This is a genomic window from Fructilactobacillus carniphilus (assembly GCF_024029675.1).
Taxonomy (GTDB): Bacteria; Bacillota; Bacilli; order Lactobacillales; family Lactobacillaceae; genus Fructilactobacillus; species Fructilactobacillus carniphilus.
Genome location: NZ_CP097121.1, coordinates 785,146 through 802,839 on the forward strand (window position 1 = coordinate 785,146; position 17,694 = coordinate 802,839).

Annotated in this window: 18 protein-coding genes; 2 read left to right on the plus strand and 16 right to left on the minus strand. The window is 46.4% G+C overall.

Going from position 1 to position 17,694, the window contains the following annotated elements:
• Positions 1 to 63: 63 nt before the first annotated feature.
• The 12 genes from M3M37_RS04025 to cdaA all read right to left on the minus strand — a co-directional run bounded on the left by M3M37_RS04025 (position 64) and on the right by cdaA (position 13,270).
• Positions 64 to 1,416 carry an FAD-dependent oxidoreductase gene (locus tag M3M37_RS04025; RefSeq protein ID WP_252794293.1) on the minus strand — a complete coding sequence of 451 codons (1,353 nt, stop codon included), beginning with the start codon at positions 1,414 to 1,416 and terminating at the stop codon, positions 64 to 66.
• Positions 1,417 to 1,560: 144 nt separating this feature from the next.
• Positions 1,561 to 2,661 carry a M24 family metallopeptidase gene (locus M3M37_RS04030; protein WP_252794294.1) on the minus strand — a complete coding sequence of 367 codons (1,101 nt, stop codon included), beginning with the start codon at positions 2,659 to 2,661 and terminating at the stop codon, positions 1,561 to 1,563.
• An 82-nt stretch (positions 2,662 to 2,743) separates the two neighbouring features.
• Complete coding sequence (locus tag M3M37_RS04035; RefSeq protein ID WP_252794295.1) at positions 2,744 to 3,400, minus strand: class A sortase; 657 nt, start codon at positions 3,398 to 3,400, stop codon at positions 2,744 to 2,746.
• 85 nt (positions 3,401 to 3,485) lie between these two features.
• Positions 3,486 to 4,892, minus strand: coding sequence for an MFS transporter (locus tag M3M37_RS04040; RefSeq protein WP_252794296.1), 1,407 nt, complete (start codon positions 4,890 to 4,892; stop codon positions 3,486 to 3,488).
• A gap of 93 nt (positions 4,893 to 4,985) precedes the next feature.
• Entirely contained in the window at positions 4,986 to 6,377 is a 1,392-nt protein-coding gene (asnS, locus tag M3M37_RS04045; protein WP_252794297.1) for an asparagine--tRNA ligase, read from the minus strand.
• Between the two features lie 329 nt (positions 6,378 to 6,706).
• Positions 6,707 to 7,753, minus strand: a complete 1,047-nt coding sequence (locus M3M37_RS04050; protein ID WP_252794299.1) for a lactonase family protein — start codon at positions 7,751 to 7,753, stop codon at positions 6,707 to 6,709.
• Between the two features lie 63 nt (positions 7,754 to 7,816).
• Positions 7,817 to 8,131 (minus strand): hypothetical protein, encoded by a 315-nt coding sequence (locus M3M37_RS04055; protein WP_252794300.1) that lies wholly within the window; start codon positions 8,129 to 8,131, stop codon positions 7,817 to 7,819.
• A gap of 10 nt (positions 8,132 to 8,141) precedes the next feature.
• Positions 8,142 to 8,276: a hypothetical protein gene (locus M3M37_RS07440; protein ID WP_274705504.1), complete on the minus strand. Its 135-nt coding sequence runs from the start codon at positions 8,274 to 8,276 to the stop codon at positions 8,142 to 8,144.
• Between the two features lie 77 nt (positions 8,277 to 8,353).
• On the minus strand, positions 8,354 to 10,168 hold the full coding sequence (gene glmS, locus M3M37_RS04060) for a glutamine--fructose-6-phosphate transaminase (isomerizing) (RefSeq protein ID WP_252794301.1): 1,815 nt from the start codon (positions 10,166 to 10,168) through the stop codon (positions 8,354 to 8,356).
• Between the two features lie 164 nt (positions 10,169 to 10,332).
• Complete coding sequence (gene glmM / locus M3M37_RS04065) at positions 10,333 to 11,679, minus strand: phosphoglucosamine mutase (RefSeq protein WP_252794303.1); 1,347 nt, start codon at positions 11,677 to 11,679, stop codon at positions 10,333 to 10,335.
• Between the two features lie 23 nt (positions 11,680 to 11,702).
• Positions 11,703 to 12,431, minus strand: coding sequence for a CdaR family protein (locus M3M37_RS04070; RefSeq protein WP_252794304.1), 729 nt, complete (start codon positions 12,429 to 12,431; stop codon positions 11,703 to 11,705).
• The gene (cdaA, locus tag M3M37_RS04075) at positions 12,431 to 13,270 is read right to left on the minus strand and encodes a diadenylate cyclase CdaA (protein ID WP_252795917.1); all 840 of its coding nucleotides are present in this window, start codon (positions 13,268 to 13,270) and stop codon (positions 12,431 to 12,433) included. Before cdaA ends, M3M37_RS04070 begins: the two co-directional genes overlap by 1 nt.
• A 161-nt stretch (positions 13,271 to 13,431) precedes the next feature.
• Here cdaA and M3M37_RS04080 point away from each other — a divergent pair, with 161 nt between their 5' ends.
• A complete protein-coding gene (locus M3M37_RS04080) occupies positions 13,432 to 14,085 on the plus strand; it encodes a DUF1361 domain-containing protein (RefSeq protein WP_252794305.1) in 654 nt (217 codons plus the stop codon).
• A gap of 56 nt (positions 14,086 to 14,141) precedes the next feature.
• On the opposite strand, the gene murB is transcribed toward M3M37_RS04080, so the two are convergent.
• Positions 14,142 to 15,041, minus strand: coding sequence for a UDP-N-acetylmuramate dehydrogenase (gene murB, locus M3M37_RS04085; protein WP_252795918.1), 900 nt, complete (start codon positions 15,039 to 15,041; stop codon positions 14,142 to 14,144).
• Positions 15,042 to 15,163: 122 nt separating this feature from the next.
• Between murB and M3M37_RS04090 the strand changes: the two genes are divergently transcribed.
• Positions 15,164 to 15,697, plus strand: a complete 534-nt coding sequence (locus M3M37_RS04090; RefSeq protein WP_252794306.1) for a 3'-5' exonuclease — start codon at positions 15,164 to 15,166, stop codon at positions 15,695 to 15,697.
• A gap of 37 nt (positions 15,698 to 15,734) precedes the next feature.
• Here M3M37_RS04090 and M3M37_RS04095 read toward each other — a convergent pair whose 3' ends face one another.
• From M3M37_RS04095 to pta, 3 genes are read right to left on the minus strand one after another with little or no spacing between them, the layout of a single operon-like run.
• Entirely contained in the window at positions 15,735 to 16,229 is a 495-nt protein-coding gene (locus M3M37_RS04095; protein WP_252794307.1) for a GNAT family N-acetyltransferase, read from the minus strand.
• Positions 16,222 to 16,698: a tRNA (adenosine(37)-N6)-threonylcarbamoyltransferase complex ATPase subunit type 1 TsaE gene (gene tsaE, locus M3M37_RS04100; RefSeq protein ID WP_252794308.1), complete on the minus strand. Its 477-nt coding sequence runs from the start codon at positions 16,696 to 16,698 to the stop codon at positions 16,222 to 16,224. Before tsaE ends, M3M37_RS04095 begins: the two co-directional genes overlap by 8 nt.
• A gap of 14 nt (positions 16,699 to 16,712) precedes the next feature.
• A complete protein-coding gene (gene pta, locus M3M37_RS04105) occupies positions 16,713 to 17,687 on the minus strand; it encodes a phosphate acetyltransferase (protein ID WP_252794309.1) in 975 nt (324 codons plus the stop codon).
• Between the last annotated feature and the right edge of the window lie 7 nt (positions 17,688 to 17,694).

Sequence of the window (17,694 nt, forward strand, 5' to 3'; positions counted from 1 at the left end):
CAAAACCCTTTAAGTTATAAATACATAACTTAAAGGGTTTTAATTATTTTAAATAAACTGTATCTAATCTTTTGCCTCTTGCGCTTGAGCAGCTTGAGCCAGAATGTTCAAGTAGTTGAACGGTCGGTCAAATTGCGGTTGGAAGAGCATGTCAACCATGGCTAAATCATCAATCGTGTTTTGGTTTTGAATTGCCACAGACAAGACGTTAGCTGATTGTGAAACATCGTACATACTGGTTAAGGAACCACCGAGAATCCGCCGGGTATTTGGCTCATAAACCAATGACATCAACACGGGTTCCGTGGTTAACATGAATTCTGGTCGGTAGTTATCTTCGACAACTACTTGACGAGCGTTAATTCCTTGGTCCTTAGCAGCAGCCATCGTCAATCCAGTGGAAACGTAGGTCCGGTCATAGAGTTTCAAACCAGAGGACGATTGAGTCCCCATGTACTTAACTTTGTTTTCCGTTAGGTTTTCACCCACTAAAATCCCCTGCCGCACTGCGTTAGTAGCTAACGGAATGTAAGCATTTTGGCCGGTTGGGTTGTAGTGAACGGCAGCACTGTCCCCAGCAGCAAAGATGTCTGGGTTTGATGAGTGCATGTATTCGTCGGTGATGATAGCTCCATTTGGCATCATGTCGACTTTGCCCTTTAATAAACCGGTGTTCGGACGGAAACCGATACAAAGAATGGCAATGTCAGAGTGAATTTCGTCCCCGTTAGCGGTTAAAACAGAAATCCCGCCATCTTTTTCTTCAAAACCGGTTACCTTTGAACCTAATTCCAGGTTAACACCGTTCTTTTCGTAATCGGCAGCTAGAATGTCAGTGAACTTCTTGTCAAAGTACTTGTAAAGCACCCGGGTAGAACCGTCCAGTAAGTTTACTTGATAACCCTGCTTAGAGTACGCCTCAGCTAGTTCGGCACCAATGTAACCGGAACCGATGACCGTGATTGATTTAACTTTCGGAGCTTCATCAAACAACTTCTTAGCGTCATGCCAGTTCTTGCACAGGTAAACTTTGTCACTTTGAATTCCGTCGATCGGAGGAACCACTGGCAATGAGCCAGTCGTCATAATCAACTTGTCATACGGAGTCTCTGTAACGGAACCAGATTCAAGGTCCTTTACTTTAACAACCTTTTGGTCTGGATCAATTTCTGTAACTTCGTGCTTCATTTCCACGTCGGCCCCGAGGCTCTTTAATTCTTCAGGACTAGAATAGAACAATCCTTGTGGATCATTGTTCTTAATTTCTTTACCCAAGTACAAAGCAATCCCACAGGAAAGGAACGAGATGTTATCGTTCTTCTCGTAGACCGTCACTTCAGCTTCTGGATGAGAAGCTAAGGTTTGTTTAATGGCAAAGGTTCCGGCATGAGTACAACCAACTACAACGACTTTCATGGTTAATCCCTCTTTCAAATTAATGCTTACTATTTACTAAAAACAAATATACCACGTTGTGAAAAAAGGTACAATGAAAACGGTTTATTTTTTTACGCAAATTTAGCTAATTCCGGTTAGTTCCCGTTTATATCAACGTTTACCCTACTTTAAAACATTTTGTAACGTCTTCGCGGTATGTGTAAATGGTTCACAACCATCCGTGGTGACCCGGACACAATCTTCAATCCGCACGCCGGCAACGCCTGGAATGTAAATCCCGGGTTCAATCGAAAAGCACATGTTTTCTTCGAGCTTCAGGTCGTTGCCTTCCATGATGGACGGGAATTCGTGTTCACTCATTCCCATTCCATGACCAAGCCGGTGAATGAAGTACTGACCGTAACCAGCCTCGTCAATAATATCGCGAGCTACCTTATCTAATTCAGCAGCGGTAATTCCAGGCTTCACCGCTGCTTGAGCAGCTAACTGCGCCTTCAAACACACGGCATAGATTTCTTGTAATTGGTCACTAAGCGTCCCGACTGCGACCGTCCGACTGGCATCACTGATGTAACCATCATGCACCGTTCCGAGATCCAGCAAGACCAGTTCGTGTTCTTTAATCTGGTTCATCCCAGTGTCCCCATGGGGTTGAGAGGCATGCTTACCAGCTTGAACTAAAGTGGCAAAGCTCATCTCCATCACCCCGCGCTTTTTCAGCTGGTACTCGATTTCAGCTGCGACATCGGCCTCAGTCTTGCCTGGTGCAATCGTGTTAAAGGCCACCTCAAAGGCAAAGTCGGCTTCTTTACCGGCTGCCCGTAACTTTTCAATTTCATCCGGAGTTTTAATCAGGCGCATCCGTTCAATCACAGGTGTCAAATCAGCAGCAAATTGAGCCTTTGGAAACTCCGCTTGTAGGGCTTGGAGCCGTTCCACGGTGAGCTGGTTCTTTTGAATCCCCCAGTGAATGGGATTTTCGACCCGATCCCGCACATTTTTAGCAATCATCGCAAACGGAGCTTCGTGGTCAAGGTAACCATAAACAGGATGCGTCCAACCTGTACTTTGGATATCTTCAACTTCTAAAGCCGGTGCAAAGAGAAAAGGTTCTTGATCAGGGAATACTAATAATGCTAAGACTCGCTCAACCGGATCACTCCCAAAGCCGGTCAAGTACTCAATCGTTTCGGGGTCACTAACGTAGGCAACGTCTAGTTGCTGGTCGCGTAAATGTTCTTGTAACTGTGCTAATTTTTCCATGCTTATCCCTCCTGTTTGCCCGTATCTTACCACAACTAACTAAAAAAGCCATCTAACCTAAAAGTTAAATGACTTCGTTCGGTTATTTAATTAATTCACCCGTCACAATCAAACGGCGAGTTTCCCCCGGATTACCACTGGCACAAGTAACTAAGGTCAACAGCTTTTTGCCCGGTACATCGTTAATTACCGAGACGTCCGTTTCTGGCACCACTTTAATCTTAGTGATCCGATAGCGAGCGGTTTGCTTCCCGGCCTTAATCGTCACAATCTGTCCTTTTTTCGCTTTGGCTAAGGGTGAGAAAAGAATCTTCGGGTTCTGCATGTGGTGCCCTGCCAAGGCATAGTTACCTTCGCCTAATTTTTGCCCCGGTTTCATCGTTCCAGCTCCAATCGTCAAGTTTTCAGAGTTGAGTCCCTTGAAAATCGGCAAGTTAATGTCTAAATCTGGAATTTGAATTGAACCAATTGCATCCGTTTTGCGAGCCTTTTCGCTCTCTAATACCGCATTTTCAGAAACCGCCTGGACGTTTTGATAGTTATAATTCGCGTTCTTAGTTTCTCCACGCTTCACTTCCTGCTGGGAAATATTGGTAACCTTCTGGTGACTTTGCCACTGAATCCAATAACCCTCTAGTTGGGAGCTAAAAACCAGGGCAATTCCCACCACTAGTAATAGAAGCAACAAAATCCGTTCTGCCCATTTGAGCCATCGTCGTTTTTTGGGGGGCTGTGTCATGTTTCCAATCCTCTCGTTAAAAAGACAGCCATGCGGTAACCGATGACTGTCTTTAGTTTACTTTAATTTTAGCACATTAGTCGTGCTATTCTGCATCTTTTGACCTGGTCGAGCGAATCAGCGTGGCAATGATGAAACCAAGCACCGCAATTCCAAAGAAGGTCCAGTAGACGGCATGGAAACCAGTCTGGTTAGACATCATGTACGATGAACCACCGTGTAGGGCTTTCCCGGTTACGTTAACCAGAATCAACGTTGCAACCGCTACTCCAGTGGAACCGAGAACCTGTCGCACCGTCGTAATCACAGCAGTTCCGTGCGAAACTAGGTCGTTTGGTAATGAGTTTGCTCCTAGGGTCACTGCGGGCATCATAACGAAGGCATTTCCTCCTTCAATTAGCATCGCTAATCCAATCATCCCCCAGATGTTGTTAATATGGACGAGGGCGAGAATCCCCCAACCGACCACAATCATGCCCATTCCAACTAACATCGTAGGTTTAAATCCAATCTTGTCAGCTAGGGTTCCAGTAATGGGGTTCAAAAGACTCAAGAGCGCTGCCCCAGGAACTAGAGCCATTCCAGAAACAAACGGCGAAGCCCCTAGCACTTGTTGGTAATAAAGCGGGAAGATAATGGTCACCACAATCAAGGAAATATAAGAAAAACCGGTTAATAACACGGCCAGATCGTAGTTAAAGGTCTTCATCACCCGCAGATCCAACATCGGTTCGGGCAGATTTAACTGTCGATGAACAAAGAAGGTCAGTAAGAGCACGGAAACCACGAGAATCCCAATTAACGTAGGCCAATTAGCGCCTGGTTCTCCTGCCTTAGTAATCACATACAAGAGCCCGATCAACCCGAGTGAATAGAAGACCGAAAGCCAGTCTAACTTAGACGGAATCCGTGGCATCACGTCACGCATAACGAAGAATGACAATAATAACACGATGGTGATGACCACCATGAAGAAGATAAAGAGACCCCGCCAACTAGTAAAACGAAGCACGATTCCAGAGATGATGGGACCACAGGCGAGCGCCGAACCCATTACCAGACCGGCGATTCCCATGATGGTCCCCCGTTTGGCCTCGGGCGTGATTTCCAGCAGCACCGTTTGGTATGAAGGAAAGAGGACCCCGACGGCCGCGGCCTCCATAATCCGGCCTAGCATTACCAGGTAGAAATTGGGTCCCCAGAAAATAATCAGCGTTCCCACGTCAAACAGCAGTAAGGCACCCATGAAGAGCGTTTTAAAACTGATGTTATTTAACAACCATGGACTGATTGGCATCGTGATACACATCACGATCATAAATCCGGTAGTTAACCACTGCACCGTGTCCGCCGAAATCAGAAAATACTTCATGAGGGTCGGATATGCCGTCGATAAGGAAGATTGACTAATCGACATGGTAAAGGTTCCCACCAACATGGTCGCGATGAACAGCCACCGCGTGAGGGGTTTCATTGGAGTTTCCGTTTGCATTTGAACCATCCTTTCAATATCAATCTTTTACTGATAATCATTATAAACCACTTGAAGCCCGAAAAAAAGAACGTCCAAACGTTCTTCCTTTATTTAAAAATTGATGCTCCCTTGTACCCGTGGGTAAGGGATAACATCCCGAATGTTGTCCATTCCGGTTACGTACATTAACAAGCGTTCAAATCCGATTCCAAAACCAGAGTGCTTCGTGCCTCCGTACTTACGGAGTTCCAAGTACCAGTCGTAGTCAGATTCCTGGAGGTTAAATTCGTGGAGCTTATCCAACAGCACGTCTTCGCGTTCCTCTCGTTGGCTTCCTCCGACCAATTCACCAATCCGGGGAACTAACAAGTCTACCGCTGCCACCGTTTTTTCATCCGCGTTATCGCGCATGTAGAAGGCCTTAATGTCGCGGGGATAATCAGTCACAAAGACCGGTTTGTGGAAAACCTGTTCAGCCAGATATTGTTCGTGTTCCGCCTTTAAGTCAATCCCCCACTTCACGGGGAACTTAAAGTCGGCATCGGCTTGTTCCAAGCGTTCGATGGCTTCCGTGTAAGTAATCCGAGCAAATGGTTCAGCAACCGTTTGTTGTAACCGGTCCAGCAAGTGTTCGTCCACGTGATCGGTTAAGAATTGCAAATCGGCTTGGGCGTGGTCTAACAAGTATTGCACCACGTACTGCAACAAGCCCTGGATTTCGTCAATTGTTTCTGGCAAACCAGCAAAGGCCATTTCTGGTTCAATCATCCAAAATTCAGCGGCATGGCGTTTTGTATGTGAGTCTTCAGCCCGGAACGTCGGTCCAAAGGTGTAGACATTGCGAAAGGCCAAGGCAAACGGTTCCACTTGCAGTTGTCCACTCACGGTCAGGTTGGTTTCCTGACCAAAGAAATCCTGACTAAAATCAGTTTTACCATTGTCGTCTTGTTCCGGTTGATCTGGATCCAACGTGGTAACCCGGAACATTTCCCCGGCTCCTTCGGCATCACTACTGGTGATGATCGGCGTGTTTACGTACACGAAGTCGTGGTGTTGCAGGTATTCATGAATGGCAAAAGCTGCCATCGATCGAATCTTAAACACGGCGTAGAAGGTGTTGGTTCGCGGCCGTAAGTGGGCAATCGTCCGCAGGTATTCTAACGAGTGCGCCTTCTTTTGCAGTGGGTAGTCTGGATCAGAAACTCCTTCAATGGTCACTTCATCCGCGTGCAGTTCAAATGGTTGTGGAGCATCCGGTGTTTCCACAAGTTGACCGGTAATTTTAACCGTGGAACTAATCGGTAATTTAATCACATCTTCGAAATTGTTCAGTTGATCCCGTTTCGCAATCACCTGCACGTTTTTGATGTACGAACCATCATTGACTTCAATAAAGGCAATCTTTTTCGAGTTCCGAATCGTCCGCACCCATCCCGAAATGGTGATTGGAGTTGTCAATTCGTTACGCGACTTTGTATATAAATCTTTTACTAATACATCCATTTTGTTACTCCCCCTGTTTAAATTAACCGCTGGACCCTAATTAAGGACAAAGAAAAAGACCTCATCGAAAGGGACGAGGTCTTCGCGGTACCACCCAAATTGTTTTTCCAAGAAAAACCAACTCTAGTTCGCAATAACGGCCGAACTACCGGTACCGCGATTCTCAAGTCGAGAACCCTTCAGGTGTTAATTGTAAGCTCCGTGTACTAGGCTTCCACCTTACCCTAGCTCGCTGGTCACGATCCTGCTTACGCTCGTCCTGACGCGGTCTTAATTTAATTTCAATATACAATACTACTGCTGAAAACGCAATCTTTTTCGGTCAGCAATTAATCCTGGCGGTGGGCCACACAAGTTCCTTCCGGAACAGTGAAGTCCTTTTGGATCAAGGTTAACTTGCCAGAAGCAACATCCCGTTGGAATAAAGTGGCATTATCGGTGTTTTGGTTAGCAACGATCAGGAAGTCTTCCGACCGGTTAAAGTTGAAGTCCCGGGGGAATTCACCTTCCGTAGAAACCCGTTGGATTTGTTTTAACTTTCCGTCTGATTGGACGGAAAAGACGACGATGCTATCGTTACCCCGGTTAGAAACGTAGATAAAGCGGTGGTCACTCGACAAGTGAATGGCAGCAGCTCCGTTGTGTTCCGTCCAGTCAGCTGGAATAGTGGACACTACTTGTTCAATTTCAAACTGCGCGGTTTCTTCGTTGTAGTTTAAGACCGCCACCTTACTACTTAATTCTCCGACTAGGTAAGCCTTACCCAGTTCCTCAATGTAAGTAATGTGACGTGGCCCAAAGCCTGGTTCTAAGGTTAAGCCACTCACTAATTCGAGTTTGCCTTCCGGAGTTAAATCGTACAGAAAAATCTGATCGAGACCAAGATCACAAACCACTAACCGGCCGTCAAACGAGATGTCGACGTAATGAGGATGCGGACCATCAGCCTGTTCTGGGCGCGGTCCCACCTGACCGTGATCATGAACCCGATCGGTAGCGGCCAGTAAGCCGTCCGGTCCAATCTTAAAGATGGTCACATCTCCAGTATGGTAGTTGGCAGTGTACACAAATTGACGTTTTTCGTCGACCGTAATGTAAGCCGGGCTACTCCCCATTTCCACGATCTTTTGTAGTTCCTTCGCTGGAATAGTAGTCCCGTCTAAGTCCACCACTCCCCCGTGTAGTTCGTTATCTTCCATGACCCGTTCCACGGCATAAATCCGGTGGGCCTTTGATTCAGCAACGTAGGTTGGTGAACCGGCCTTGGCAACTAACTGCAGGTTTTGCAAAGCGGGCTTGTCCGTATCCAATTCAATTTGGTAAATTCCTTTACTTTGATTCTTGGTATACGTTCCGATCAGAAATTTTTCAATCATGTTTCCTGCCTCCGTGTTCTTTTTGTTCATTATCCCACAAACTAAAAATCCGGTAAAGCAACGTTAACCAATGTGATTTTCTTTCAAAATTTGGGCGACTTCCTGCTCCATTGCGGGAGTTTTCTCCCACTCTTCAAATGCTTGCAAGTTTTCATCAGGCATCGTGTAGTGCTGATTAATGTAATTTTCATAATTAATCACATGAACGGAGTGCGGAATGTTAAGTTGCAGAATCCGGACTTGCTTGATTAAATTCCGTTCCGCAGCCAGTTCTGCCCGCCCGTTCTGAACCATGTTGCTGATTTCTAGGTACTTGCTACCGTCTAAACGCGTAATTTCTTCAATCAACGTGAAGGTTTCGTGACTTTTTTGTGCCATGTAACGCTCCTTACCAGTGCCGTTTTGAGACCGACCGTAACCCCCGCCGGTCCGCGTTTAACTTGTTTTGTTGTTGCTTAAATTTTTCCCAAGTTGCTTCCTTGCGATCGTGTTTATTTTGTTTTGTTTTTTTTGTGTATTTCATTTAACTCACCTTCTTTATTTAAGCGAAAAAGAAAAGAATTGTCGCAACAATCCTTTTCTGTCTAATTATACAATTTTTTATTCCACAGTCACACTCTTAGCCAAGTTCCGTGGCAAGTCCACGTTCAAACCTTTGTTCAAACTGGTGTAGTAAGCCAACAGCTGGGCGGGAATGACACTCAAGAGTGGCGTCAATAGTTCGTCGACATCCGGAATTACAAAGGTATCTTCCGGACGAGCCAAGCTCTTTTTCACAATCGATAACGTCTTAGCACCCCGGGCAGCGGTTTCTTCCAGATTACTCCGGGTCAAACCAGCGGTGCCAGCTTGGGTAATAATGCCAATCACCGGTGTCCCGGGTTCAATCAGAGCAATCGTGCCATGCTTTAATTCTCCAGAGGCAAACCCTTCAGCGTGCACATAGGAAATTTCTTTCAGCTTCAAAGCAGCTTCGATTGAAACCGTATAGTCAATCCCCCGTCCGATGTAGAAGGCTTGGTTAGCGTCGACAAAGTAGTCTTCCGCAATCTGATTAATTTCGTTCTTTTCGTCCACAATACTTTGCATTCCTTGAGCCACCACAGCTAACTGACCTTTAAGATCAAAATCAAGGGCAGCTTGGTTTTCCTTCGCCTCACCCACGGCCTTAGCTAAAATGGCTTCGAGCGCAATTTGGGCGGTGTAAGCCTTGGTAGAAGCCACGGAAATTTCTGGACCAGCTTGTAATAACAAAGTAAAAGTTGATTCGCGTGACAACGTAGAGTTGGCCACGTTTGTAATCGTCAGGCTGGGCAGCTTCTGTTTGTTAACGTTGACTAATACTTGCCGACTGTCGGCCGTTTCCCCACTTTGCGAAAGGAAGATAAAGAATGGCTTTTCAGAAAGTAACGGGTCTTCATACGCAAATTCAGAAGCAACATGAACTTCAGCAGGAATCCCAGTCAGCTTTTCTAACTGCATTTTTCCGACCAAGCCAGCGTGGTAACTAGTTCCTGCTCCGACGATGTAAATCCGGTCGGAACCCTTAATGGCGTCCACTAAGTCGGCGTCAAGCTTCGGGTGCCCAGCTTCGTCTAAATATTCTGCAGAAAGCTTCCGCATTACGTTTGGTTGTTCGTCGATTTCCTTTAGCATGTAGTATGGGTAAGTGCCCTTATCAGAAGCACTTGGATCCACACTAACTTCAAAGGTTTCGCGTTCGACCACGTTTCCGTCTGCATCGTTTACAATCACTTCGTCCGGTTTCACGATGCACATGTCGCCATCTTGAATTTCTAAGAAAGTATGGGTCACGTTTAACATGGCAATCGAATCAGAACAAACTACGTTGCAACCATCGCCTAATCCAATCAACATCGGACTTTTGTTTTTGGCCACGTAAATTGTTTCCGGTTCTTCACGGTCCATTAACATGAAGGCATACGATGAGTTTTCTAAGAGTGCTAACGTCTTGTTAAAGGCGTCCTTGGTACTCATCCCTTCCTTGACAAACTTATCAATTAATTGCACCACCACTTCAGTATCAGTTTGGCTGTGGAAGTGCACTCCTTGGAGGTATTCGTCCTTTAATGCTTGGAAGTTTTCGATCACACCATTGTGAACCAGGTAAAAGCGTTCGTCACTCGAAAATTGGGGGTGAGCATTTTCAATTGTAACCCCACCATGAGTTGCCCAGCGGGTATGACCAATGCCGGCCGTTCCCTGAACTTCTGGTCCAATTTTCTTGCGTAAGTCGGCAATGCTTCCTGTGGTTTTCACCAGGTAATCGGTTCCATCCGGTTGATCGACAAAGATTCCCGCTGAATCATAGCCCCGATACTGTAATTTTTCTAAACCACTGACTAAGATTTCAGTTGCATCCTTATTTCCGGTTACTCCAACTACTCCACACATATTGAATGTCCTCGTTTCTAAATTGGTATAGATGTTTAAATTATTTTTGATTTGTTAACACAATCTATATATTAGAGTTTTCATGAATACTTGTCAAACCATAACCACAAATTGGTCTACGCCCAATAAAAAAGAACCGTTCGCAAAGAACCGTTCTTATCGTTTTATTGATTAGCTTGTTTCACGACCGCTGCGATTTGGTCAGCATACCGCTGGCTATCTTCTTGCGTCGCTGCTTCGACCATCACCCGAAGCAATGGTTCAGTCCCACTCGGTCGGACTAAAATTCGTCCGTTTCCGTTCATTTCCGTTTCGACCTGTTGAATTACTTCCTGAACTTCAGGAGCATCCATGGCGTGGACCTTATCCTTTACCTGGACGTTCACCAGGCTTTGCGGGTATTTCCGAACTTCGGCTGCCAGTTCGGATAATGGCTTGTTGGTCGCCTGCATAATCGACATCAGTTGCAAGCTGGTTAACATGCCGTCTCCGGTGGTATTGAAGTCTAAGAAGACGATGTGACCGGATTGTTCACCACCGAGGTTGTACCCTTTCCGATTCATTTCTTCCACCACGTACCGATCCCCCACCTTGGTTTTTACACTCTTTAAGCCGTGGGCCTCCATGGCCTTGTACATTCCCAGATTACTCATCACCGTGGTAACAATCGTATCTTGTTTTAAACGACCGTGTTCATTCATGTATTTTCCACAAATGTACATAATCTTGTCACCATCCACAATGTTTCCGAGTTCATCAACCGCAATACATCGATCCCCGTCCCCATCAAAGGCAATTCCCAGTTGGGCGCCTTCATCGACCACTAACCGTTGCAATTGTTCAGGATGCGTGGACCCCACCTGGTCGTTGATGTTAATTCCGTTCGGTGTGGTGGCCATCGTGGTGAAGTCAATGCCTAGGTCAGCATATAAGCGTGGCACTAGCGAACTAGTGGCTCCATTAGCAGCATCCACCACCACCTTCATGCCGGTTAAATTTTCTGGAATCGTTTGTGCTAAGAAGTGAAGGTACTTTTGTCCGGCTTCCGTGTAGTTATCGGCCGTTCCCAGTCCCTTGGCAGCTGGACGTGGTAAATCATCCACCGGATTTTCGAGGATGGCTTCGATGTCGGCTTCAATCTCGTCAGACAACTTGTAACCGTCACCACCGAAGAACTTAATCCCGTTGTATTCTGCTGGATTGTGCGAAGCTGTAATCATCACGCCGGCATCCGCATCCTGATCTCTAACTAAGTAAGCAACCCCAGGCGTCGTTACAATTCCCAGCCGGAGTACTTCAATTCCGACAGACAATAAGCCTGCGATCAAAGCGTCTTCTAGCATTTGTCCAGAAATTCGAGTATCACGTGAGACCAAAACCCGGGGCTGGTGGTTTTCAGCACTGCGCTTCGTGAGTGCGTAACCCCCAGCTCGGCCAGCCCGAAAGGCCAATTCTGGGGTTAGTTCTTGATTCGCGATTCCTCTAATTCCATCAGTTCCAAAATATTTCATTGCTACTCCTTTATCGTTTCTAATTACTTATTCTCTTCATTATTCTTTTGATTTTCTTTTTGCACGTTAAGCTTCACGTCCGTAGTTGACGGGGAAATAACCACATTAACCGTTTTTCCCTTAGCATCCACAGCGTCAATCACCGCAGCCTTATCGGTTGACTTGTGCACGTCATCTGGTAGGTTCACCTTGGCAACGACCTTATCAATCCGTTCCATCTCATTTTCCGGTCCGGTAATGCTGACCTTTTTGAGATCTTGGTCCACCCGGTTCACCTTATAACCATCCATGATTTGATTCTTATCGTACTCTACCGTTACGGGCAAAGTTTTTGTTTCCCGTGGTTGAATGTTTACGGTAATTTTGGCTGGTTTAATCGTGGCTTGGAGTTGCGAATTCAATCCAGTTTGTTGTAGCCGCACCGTGTGCTTTCCCGGACCAAGGTCATTTAAATCAGCAATCACTTTGAAATTCCGGGTATTCGCGGTGGTAGTTACTAGTGCCGAGGGTCCCTTCAATTGAACCTGAACCTGATTGGGATATCCGACCACGAAGTACTTCTCAGAGTTCACGTTGAGTTGTAACGGAACCTCGATTTGCTTACGCGTATCCGAACTTAACTGCTGGTTCGCCTGATTATTGCGGGCATTCGGAGTGCCTAGTTTAGCTTGGTTCACGATGAAGAACAAACCCACGGCAATCACAAGCGAAAAAAGCAGTGCAAATGCTTTACTATCCACAAAGCGGTGCATTACTTGCCACCTCCCATTAGTTTAGCAAAAAAGTCATGCACTTCACCGTGCCACGTTTTTTTCTGGCTTGGTTGCAACAAATGACTGCGCAGGTACTTCAGGTAGTCTTCCCGACTCATTCCACGCAGTAATTCATTGTTCTGGGTGAAAGACACTTCCCCCGTTTCTTCAGAAACTACAATGGTAATGGCATCAGTGACTTCGGAAAGACCGACAGCAGCCCGGTGCCGCGTTCCTAATTCGCGGGGAATCAGATTACTATCTGAGGGTGGTAGATACGCATTGGCAGCGGCAATTCGATCATCCTTGATAATCACGGCTCCGTCATGCAACGGCGTGTTCGGAATGAAGATGTTAATCAACAGTTCACTGGAAACGTCCGCATCTAAAGCAATTCCCTTTTCAATCCATTCTTCCAGCCCGGTCTTCATTTGAATCGCAATCAATGCTCCAATCCGACGTTTGGACAAGTACTGAATCGCCCCGTCCAACGCTTTAATCACCTTTTCGGTTCGTTCATTGGCCTGTTGGGATTGTTTAAAAACCGACTGCTGACCCAATTTTTCGAGCCCCCGCCGAATTTCAGGCTGAAAAATCACGATACAGCCAATCACTCCCCAATTAATGACTTGATCCAAAATCCAAGAAGTCATGGTAAGTCCAAGATACCAACTCAGCACTTTGGCAATCACTAGCACCACAATCCCGCGTAGGAGCTGGATGGAACGAGTCCCCTTTAACAGCATAAATAATTCGTAGATTAGAATCCACACTACCAAAATGTCCAAGACGTTGCTGAGGTTATGTAGTGTCAGAATGTTACTCCAATTAATTTCCATTCGTTCGTGTTCCTTCCTACTTAAGGCGACTTCAGAAATCATTATAGCACTCCCCAAGCTGATTTTAATAGGGCGGTCGGTATGGTTTTAGAAACACTTTAATAGTTTTTTTGCTTAATTTGCGGTTTAATGAAAGGAGACTATTTTGAGGTGATTGGAATATGACAAACAGAAAAAAATGGCAAGTTCGCTTGTTTTTCATCGTATGGCTGGTGTTTATCAAGCTCTTTATTAAGGACTCGCTCTTTGGATTTCTATTGTTAAATACATTTTTAGGCTACATCCCAATTGAACTGAGCTTTCACATCGGCAAACCCAAGCAAAATGTAATAATTTTCTGGCTTTTAACCTGCGCCTGGTTGCTCTTTTATCCCAATGCCCCCTACATTTTAACTGATTTGCTCCACCTGTCGTGGCTCCACCCAAACGACATTAACGGAATGTTGAAGTTAGATGGTCACATTTGGTTCCTCTACACTTGCCTCTTAATCAGCGCGTTAACCTGTGCCTTTCTAGGCTTTTGGAGTCTGATTCACGTGGCCAAGGCCATTACCGCCAAGCTCCACCTGCAAATGGGATTTACCAATATGCTGGTGACTTTTGTACTGATCTTTTTAAGTTCAGTCGGCCTCTACATTGGTCGCTTTCTACGAGTGCACACCGTTTACCTGATTACCAATCCCAAATTTTACATCCATATGTTTGCTAACATGTGGAACCGGGAAATGCTGATTTTTGTCATCTTGATGACCATCATTCAGCTCGTGATTTACTGGATTTACACCATCATCCAGGATAATGGTTCAGATGCATAAAAATCATTGGAAAATAAAAAAGGCTCATTAGGCGTTACCAGCTTAATGAGCCTTTTTTATGGTTCCACTCCAATAATCCGGACCTCGGTTTCCAAGTGAATCCCAGTTTGCGCAAAAACCGTCTCCTGGACGTGGTGAATTACCTGCAGGTAGTCAGTAGCAGTAGCATGGTCCACGTTAACGATGAAGCCTGCGTGTTTTTTCGATACTTCGGCGCCACCAAACCGATAACCTTGTAATCCCGCTTCGTGAATCAACTTGCCAGCGAAGTGACCCTTAGGCCGTTTAAAAACGCTCCCACAGGACGGATATTCGAGTGGTTGCTTGGACTTGCGCAGGTAATTCAAGTGGTTCATTTCGTGTTGAATTAGACCTTTGTGACCCTGACGGAGCTTGAAAGTGGCGCCCAAGACAATCGCGTGTTGATCCTGAATCGCACTGTGTCGGTAGCCAAAGTCCAACTGTTCGTGGGGCCATACCTCAACGGCCAAATCCTGCGTTAAAACAGTAGCGGATTCCAGCACGAATTGGGTTTCACCCCCGTAAGCTCCAGCATTCATAAAGACTCCGCCCCCGATACTACCGGGAATCCCGGCGGCAAATTCTAACCCCGTGAGGCCGGCTTGTTGGGCGACCTTGGTAGTTTCTATGTAAGCGGCGCCAGCCTCTGTGATTACCCGCTCGCCGTCGACGTGGATGTGATTCATCGCGGTTAGGATAATGGTCAGTCCCCGAATTCCGCCGTCACGCACGATTAAATTACTGGCATTGCCCAACACCGTAATCGGCATGCCAATTTGATCAGCATATTGAACCAACGTTTCCACCTGTTGGTCAGATTCTGGAAACGCCAAAAAATCGGCTGGTCCGCCGGTTTTGGTCCAGGAATAATGAGCTAATGGTTCATCTTTTAAAATTTTAAAATCGGTAAATTTAGTAGTTAAATCAACTGTCATCGTACTGTTTTCCTTTCGGTCATCTTCCTTCATTCTACCACGCTCATTCGGGGAACACTACTTGGAAAATGATATACTAAGAGCATCAGTTCCACTACTTTCAACCGTAAGGAGGAATTTTTGTGAATTTTGTCGCCATTGATTTTGAAACCGCGGCGAATCAGCGCGCCAGCGCGTGTTCCGTGGCGCTAACGGTCGTGCGTAACGACCAGGTCGTTGACGAGTTCTACTCGTTGATTAACCCCGAAACGTCCTTTAACTGGCGCAACATTCAAGTCCATGGGATCCACCAACGTGACGTCCAAACCGCGCCAACGTTTCCAGAGGTGTGGGAAATCATCAAACCCTTTTTCAAACCCCATCGCTTGGTAATCGCCCACAACAATCGCTTTGATAATAGCGTCTTAAAAAAGAGCTTAGAACGCTACGAGCTTCCAGTGCCTCACTACCAAACGCTGGATACGGTTAAAACCGCCAAAAAGTTTTATCCTGAGTTTCCGAACCACAAACTCAACACGGTCAGCGACCGGTTGGGGATTACGTTGGAACACCATCACAACGCCCTTGACGATAGTTTAGCGTGTGCTAACATTTTACTCGTCCAGCAGCAACAATTTGGCACGGCAGCGCTCCGTCCCTTTATTAACAACGTTTAAATTGTCACTAAAAAACGACCAGTCATCGTTCGGCTTCTTATCGAGAAGCTGATTCCGACCGGTCGTTTTTGTATGTCATGGTAAAAATATCATGTTGCTGTTGAGTAATCTGAAATCCGGAGTGCTGATATAAATGGAGCGCCCGTTGATTACTCTCCTTAACGGTTAACCTTAATTGTTCTAACCGACTAAGATTTATAAACCAATCCACGGCTAGGTCAAGGAGTGCAGCACCCAGGCCTAGACCCTGGTAGTCTTTTAAAACTGCAATCCCGAGCTCTCCCACGGCCGGGTTCTGCTCCGTAATGGTTACCAGTCCAACCAATTTCGTGCTTACAGCAGCCACAGCCACCAAGTTCGTACCCGAAGCGTTTAAGCGTTCAACCGCGGCGGCTTCCATCGCCGGAGTCAAGTGGTCTAATTGCTCATCAACCATGATTAAATCCGTTTCCTGCCGTAGTCGCTTTGCTAGCGTTAATAACGTGGTCGCATCATCTGAAACCGCGGCACGTAACCGCACATCCTCACTCATTGGATAGTCCCCACCGGTCTAACAATGCTTCAAACCGTGCTCCGTGCGCTCGCAGGGTTAACCGGCGTTGGTTGGCATCCACGTCATCTTGGCGTTCAATTGCCACCCGGAGGTAGTCTTCGGGCAGTTCGGTCGCCGCAAACTGCGACCATTCCACCACGCTTACGCCATCACCAGTGAAGTACTCATCTAACCCGAGGTCGGCGGCTCCACCGGTTTCTAACCGGTAAACGTCCATGTGGTAGAGTGGTAGCCGTCCTGATTGATACTCTCGGATAATCGGAAAACTGGGACTCTTAACGGTCTGCCGAATCCCCAAGCCGCGAGCAATTCCCTTCGTAAAGGTGGTTTTGCCTGCACCCAGATCTCCATCTAACAGGATTACGTCCCCCGGTTGCAGTTGCTGCGCTAGTTGTTCGCCCAGGACTTCTGTTTCCGCTGACTTTGTGACCACTACCTGTTTTTCCATTGCTTTCAACTCGCTTATAAGGCCTGGGTGGCCGTAATGATAGCAACCTTATAAACATCCGCCGCGTTGCAACCCCGAGACAAGTCCGAAACGGGTTTGTTCAAACCTTGCAAGATGGGTCCAATGGCGTCAAAGCCACCGAGTCGTTGGGCAATCTTGTAACCGATGTTTCCGGATTGGAGGTCCGGGAAGACGAAGACATTGGCTGAGCCCGCTACTTGTGAGTCCGGCGCTTTGGCTTTAGCAACTGCTGGAACCACGGCCGCATCAAATTGTAATTCACCGTCCAGAGCTAGGTCGGGAGCTTGTTCGTGCGCAATTTCCGTCGCTTTTTGGACTTTTTCTACTTCAGGACCCTTAGCGGAACCCTTGGTGGAAAAGCTCAACATGGCCACTTTGGGATCCACGTCAAACAAGGCCGCCGTTTTTGCGGTTTCCGTCGCAATTTCAGCGAGCTGATTTTCATCTGGGTTAATGTTAATGGCACAGTCCGCAAAGATTAAGCGGGTTTCGTCACGTTGCATGATGAAGGCACTACTGATGAGGTTCACGTCTGGTTTGGTTTTAATGATTTGTAAAGCAGGTCTGATAGTATCGCCCGTTGGATGACTAGCTCCAGAAACCATTCCATCGGCTTGACCCATGTAAACCATGGCCGTGCCAAAGTAGTTCGGATCCTTCAGCCATTCTAAGGCTTCCATGGCAGACGTTTTACCACCCCGCCGGTCTACAATTGCTTGCACCATGGCTTGTGTTTGTGCACTATCAACGTTTTGATAGTCAATAATTTCAATTCCCGTCAGGTCAACGTTCATTTTGGCAGCTACAGCCGTAATGTCAGCTTCTTGTCCCAGTAAAATCGGATGAATTAGTTCTTCTGCTTGTAAACCATGTGCGGCACTAATGATTCGTTCATCATTTCCTTCGGGAAAAACGATCCGAATGGATTGCCCTTTAATTTTACTTTTTAAACTTTCAAATAAATCCATGGTAACC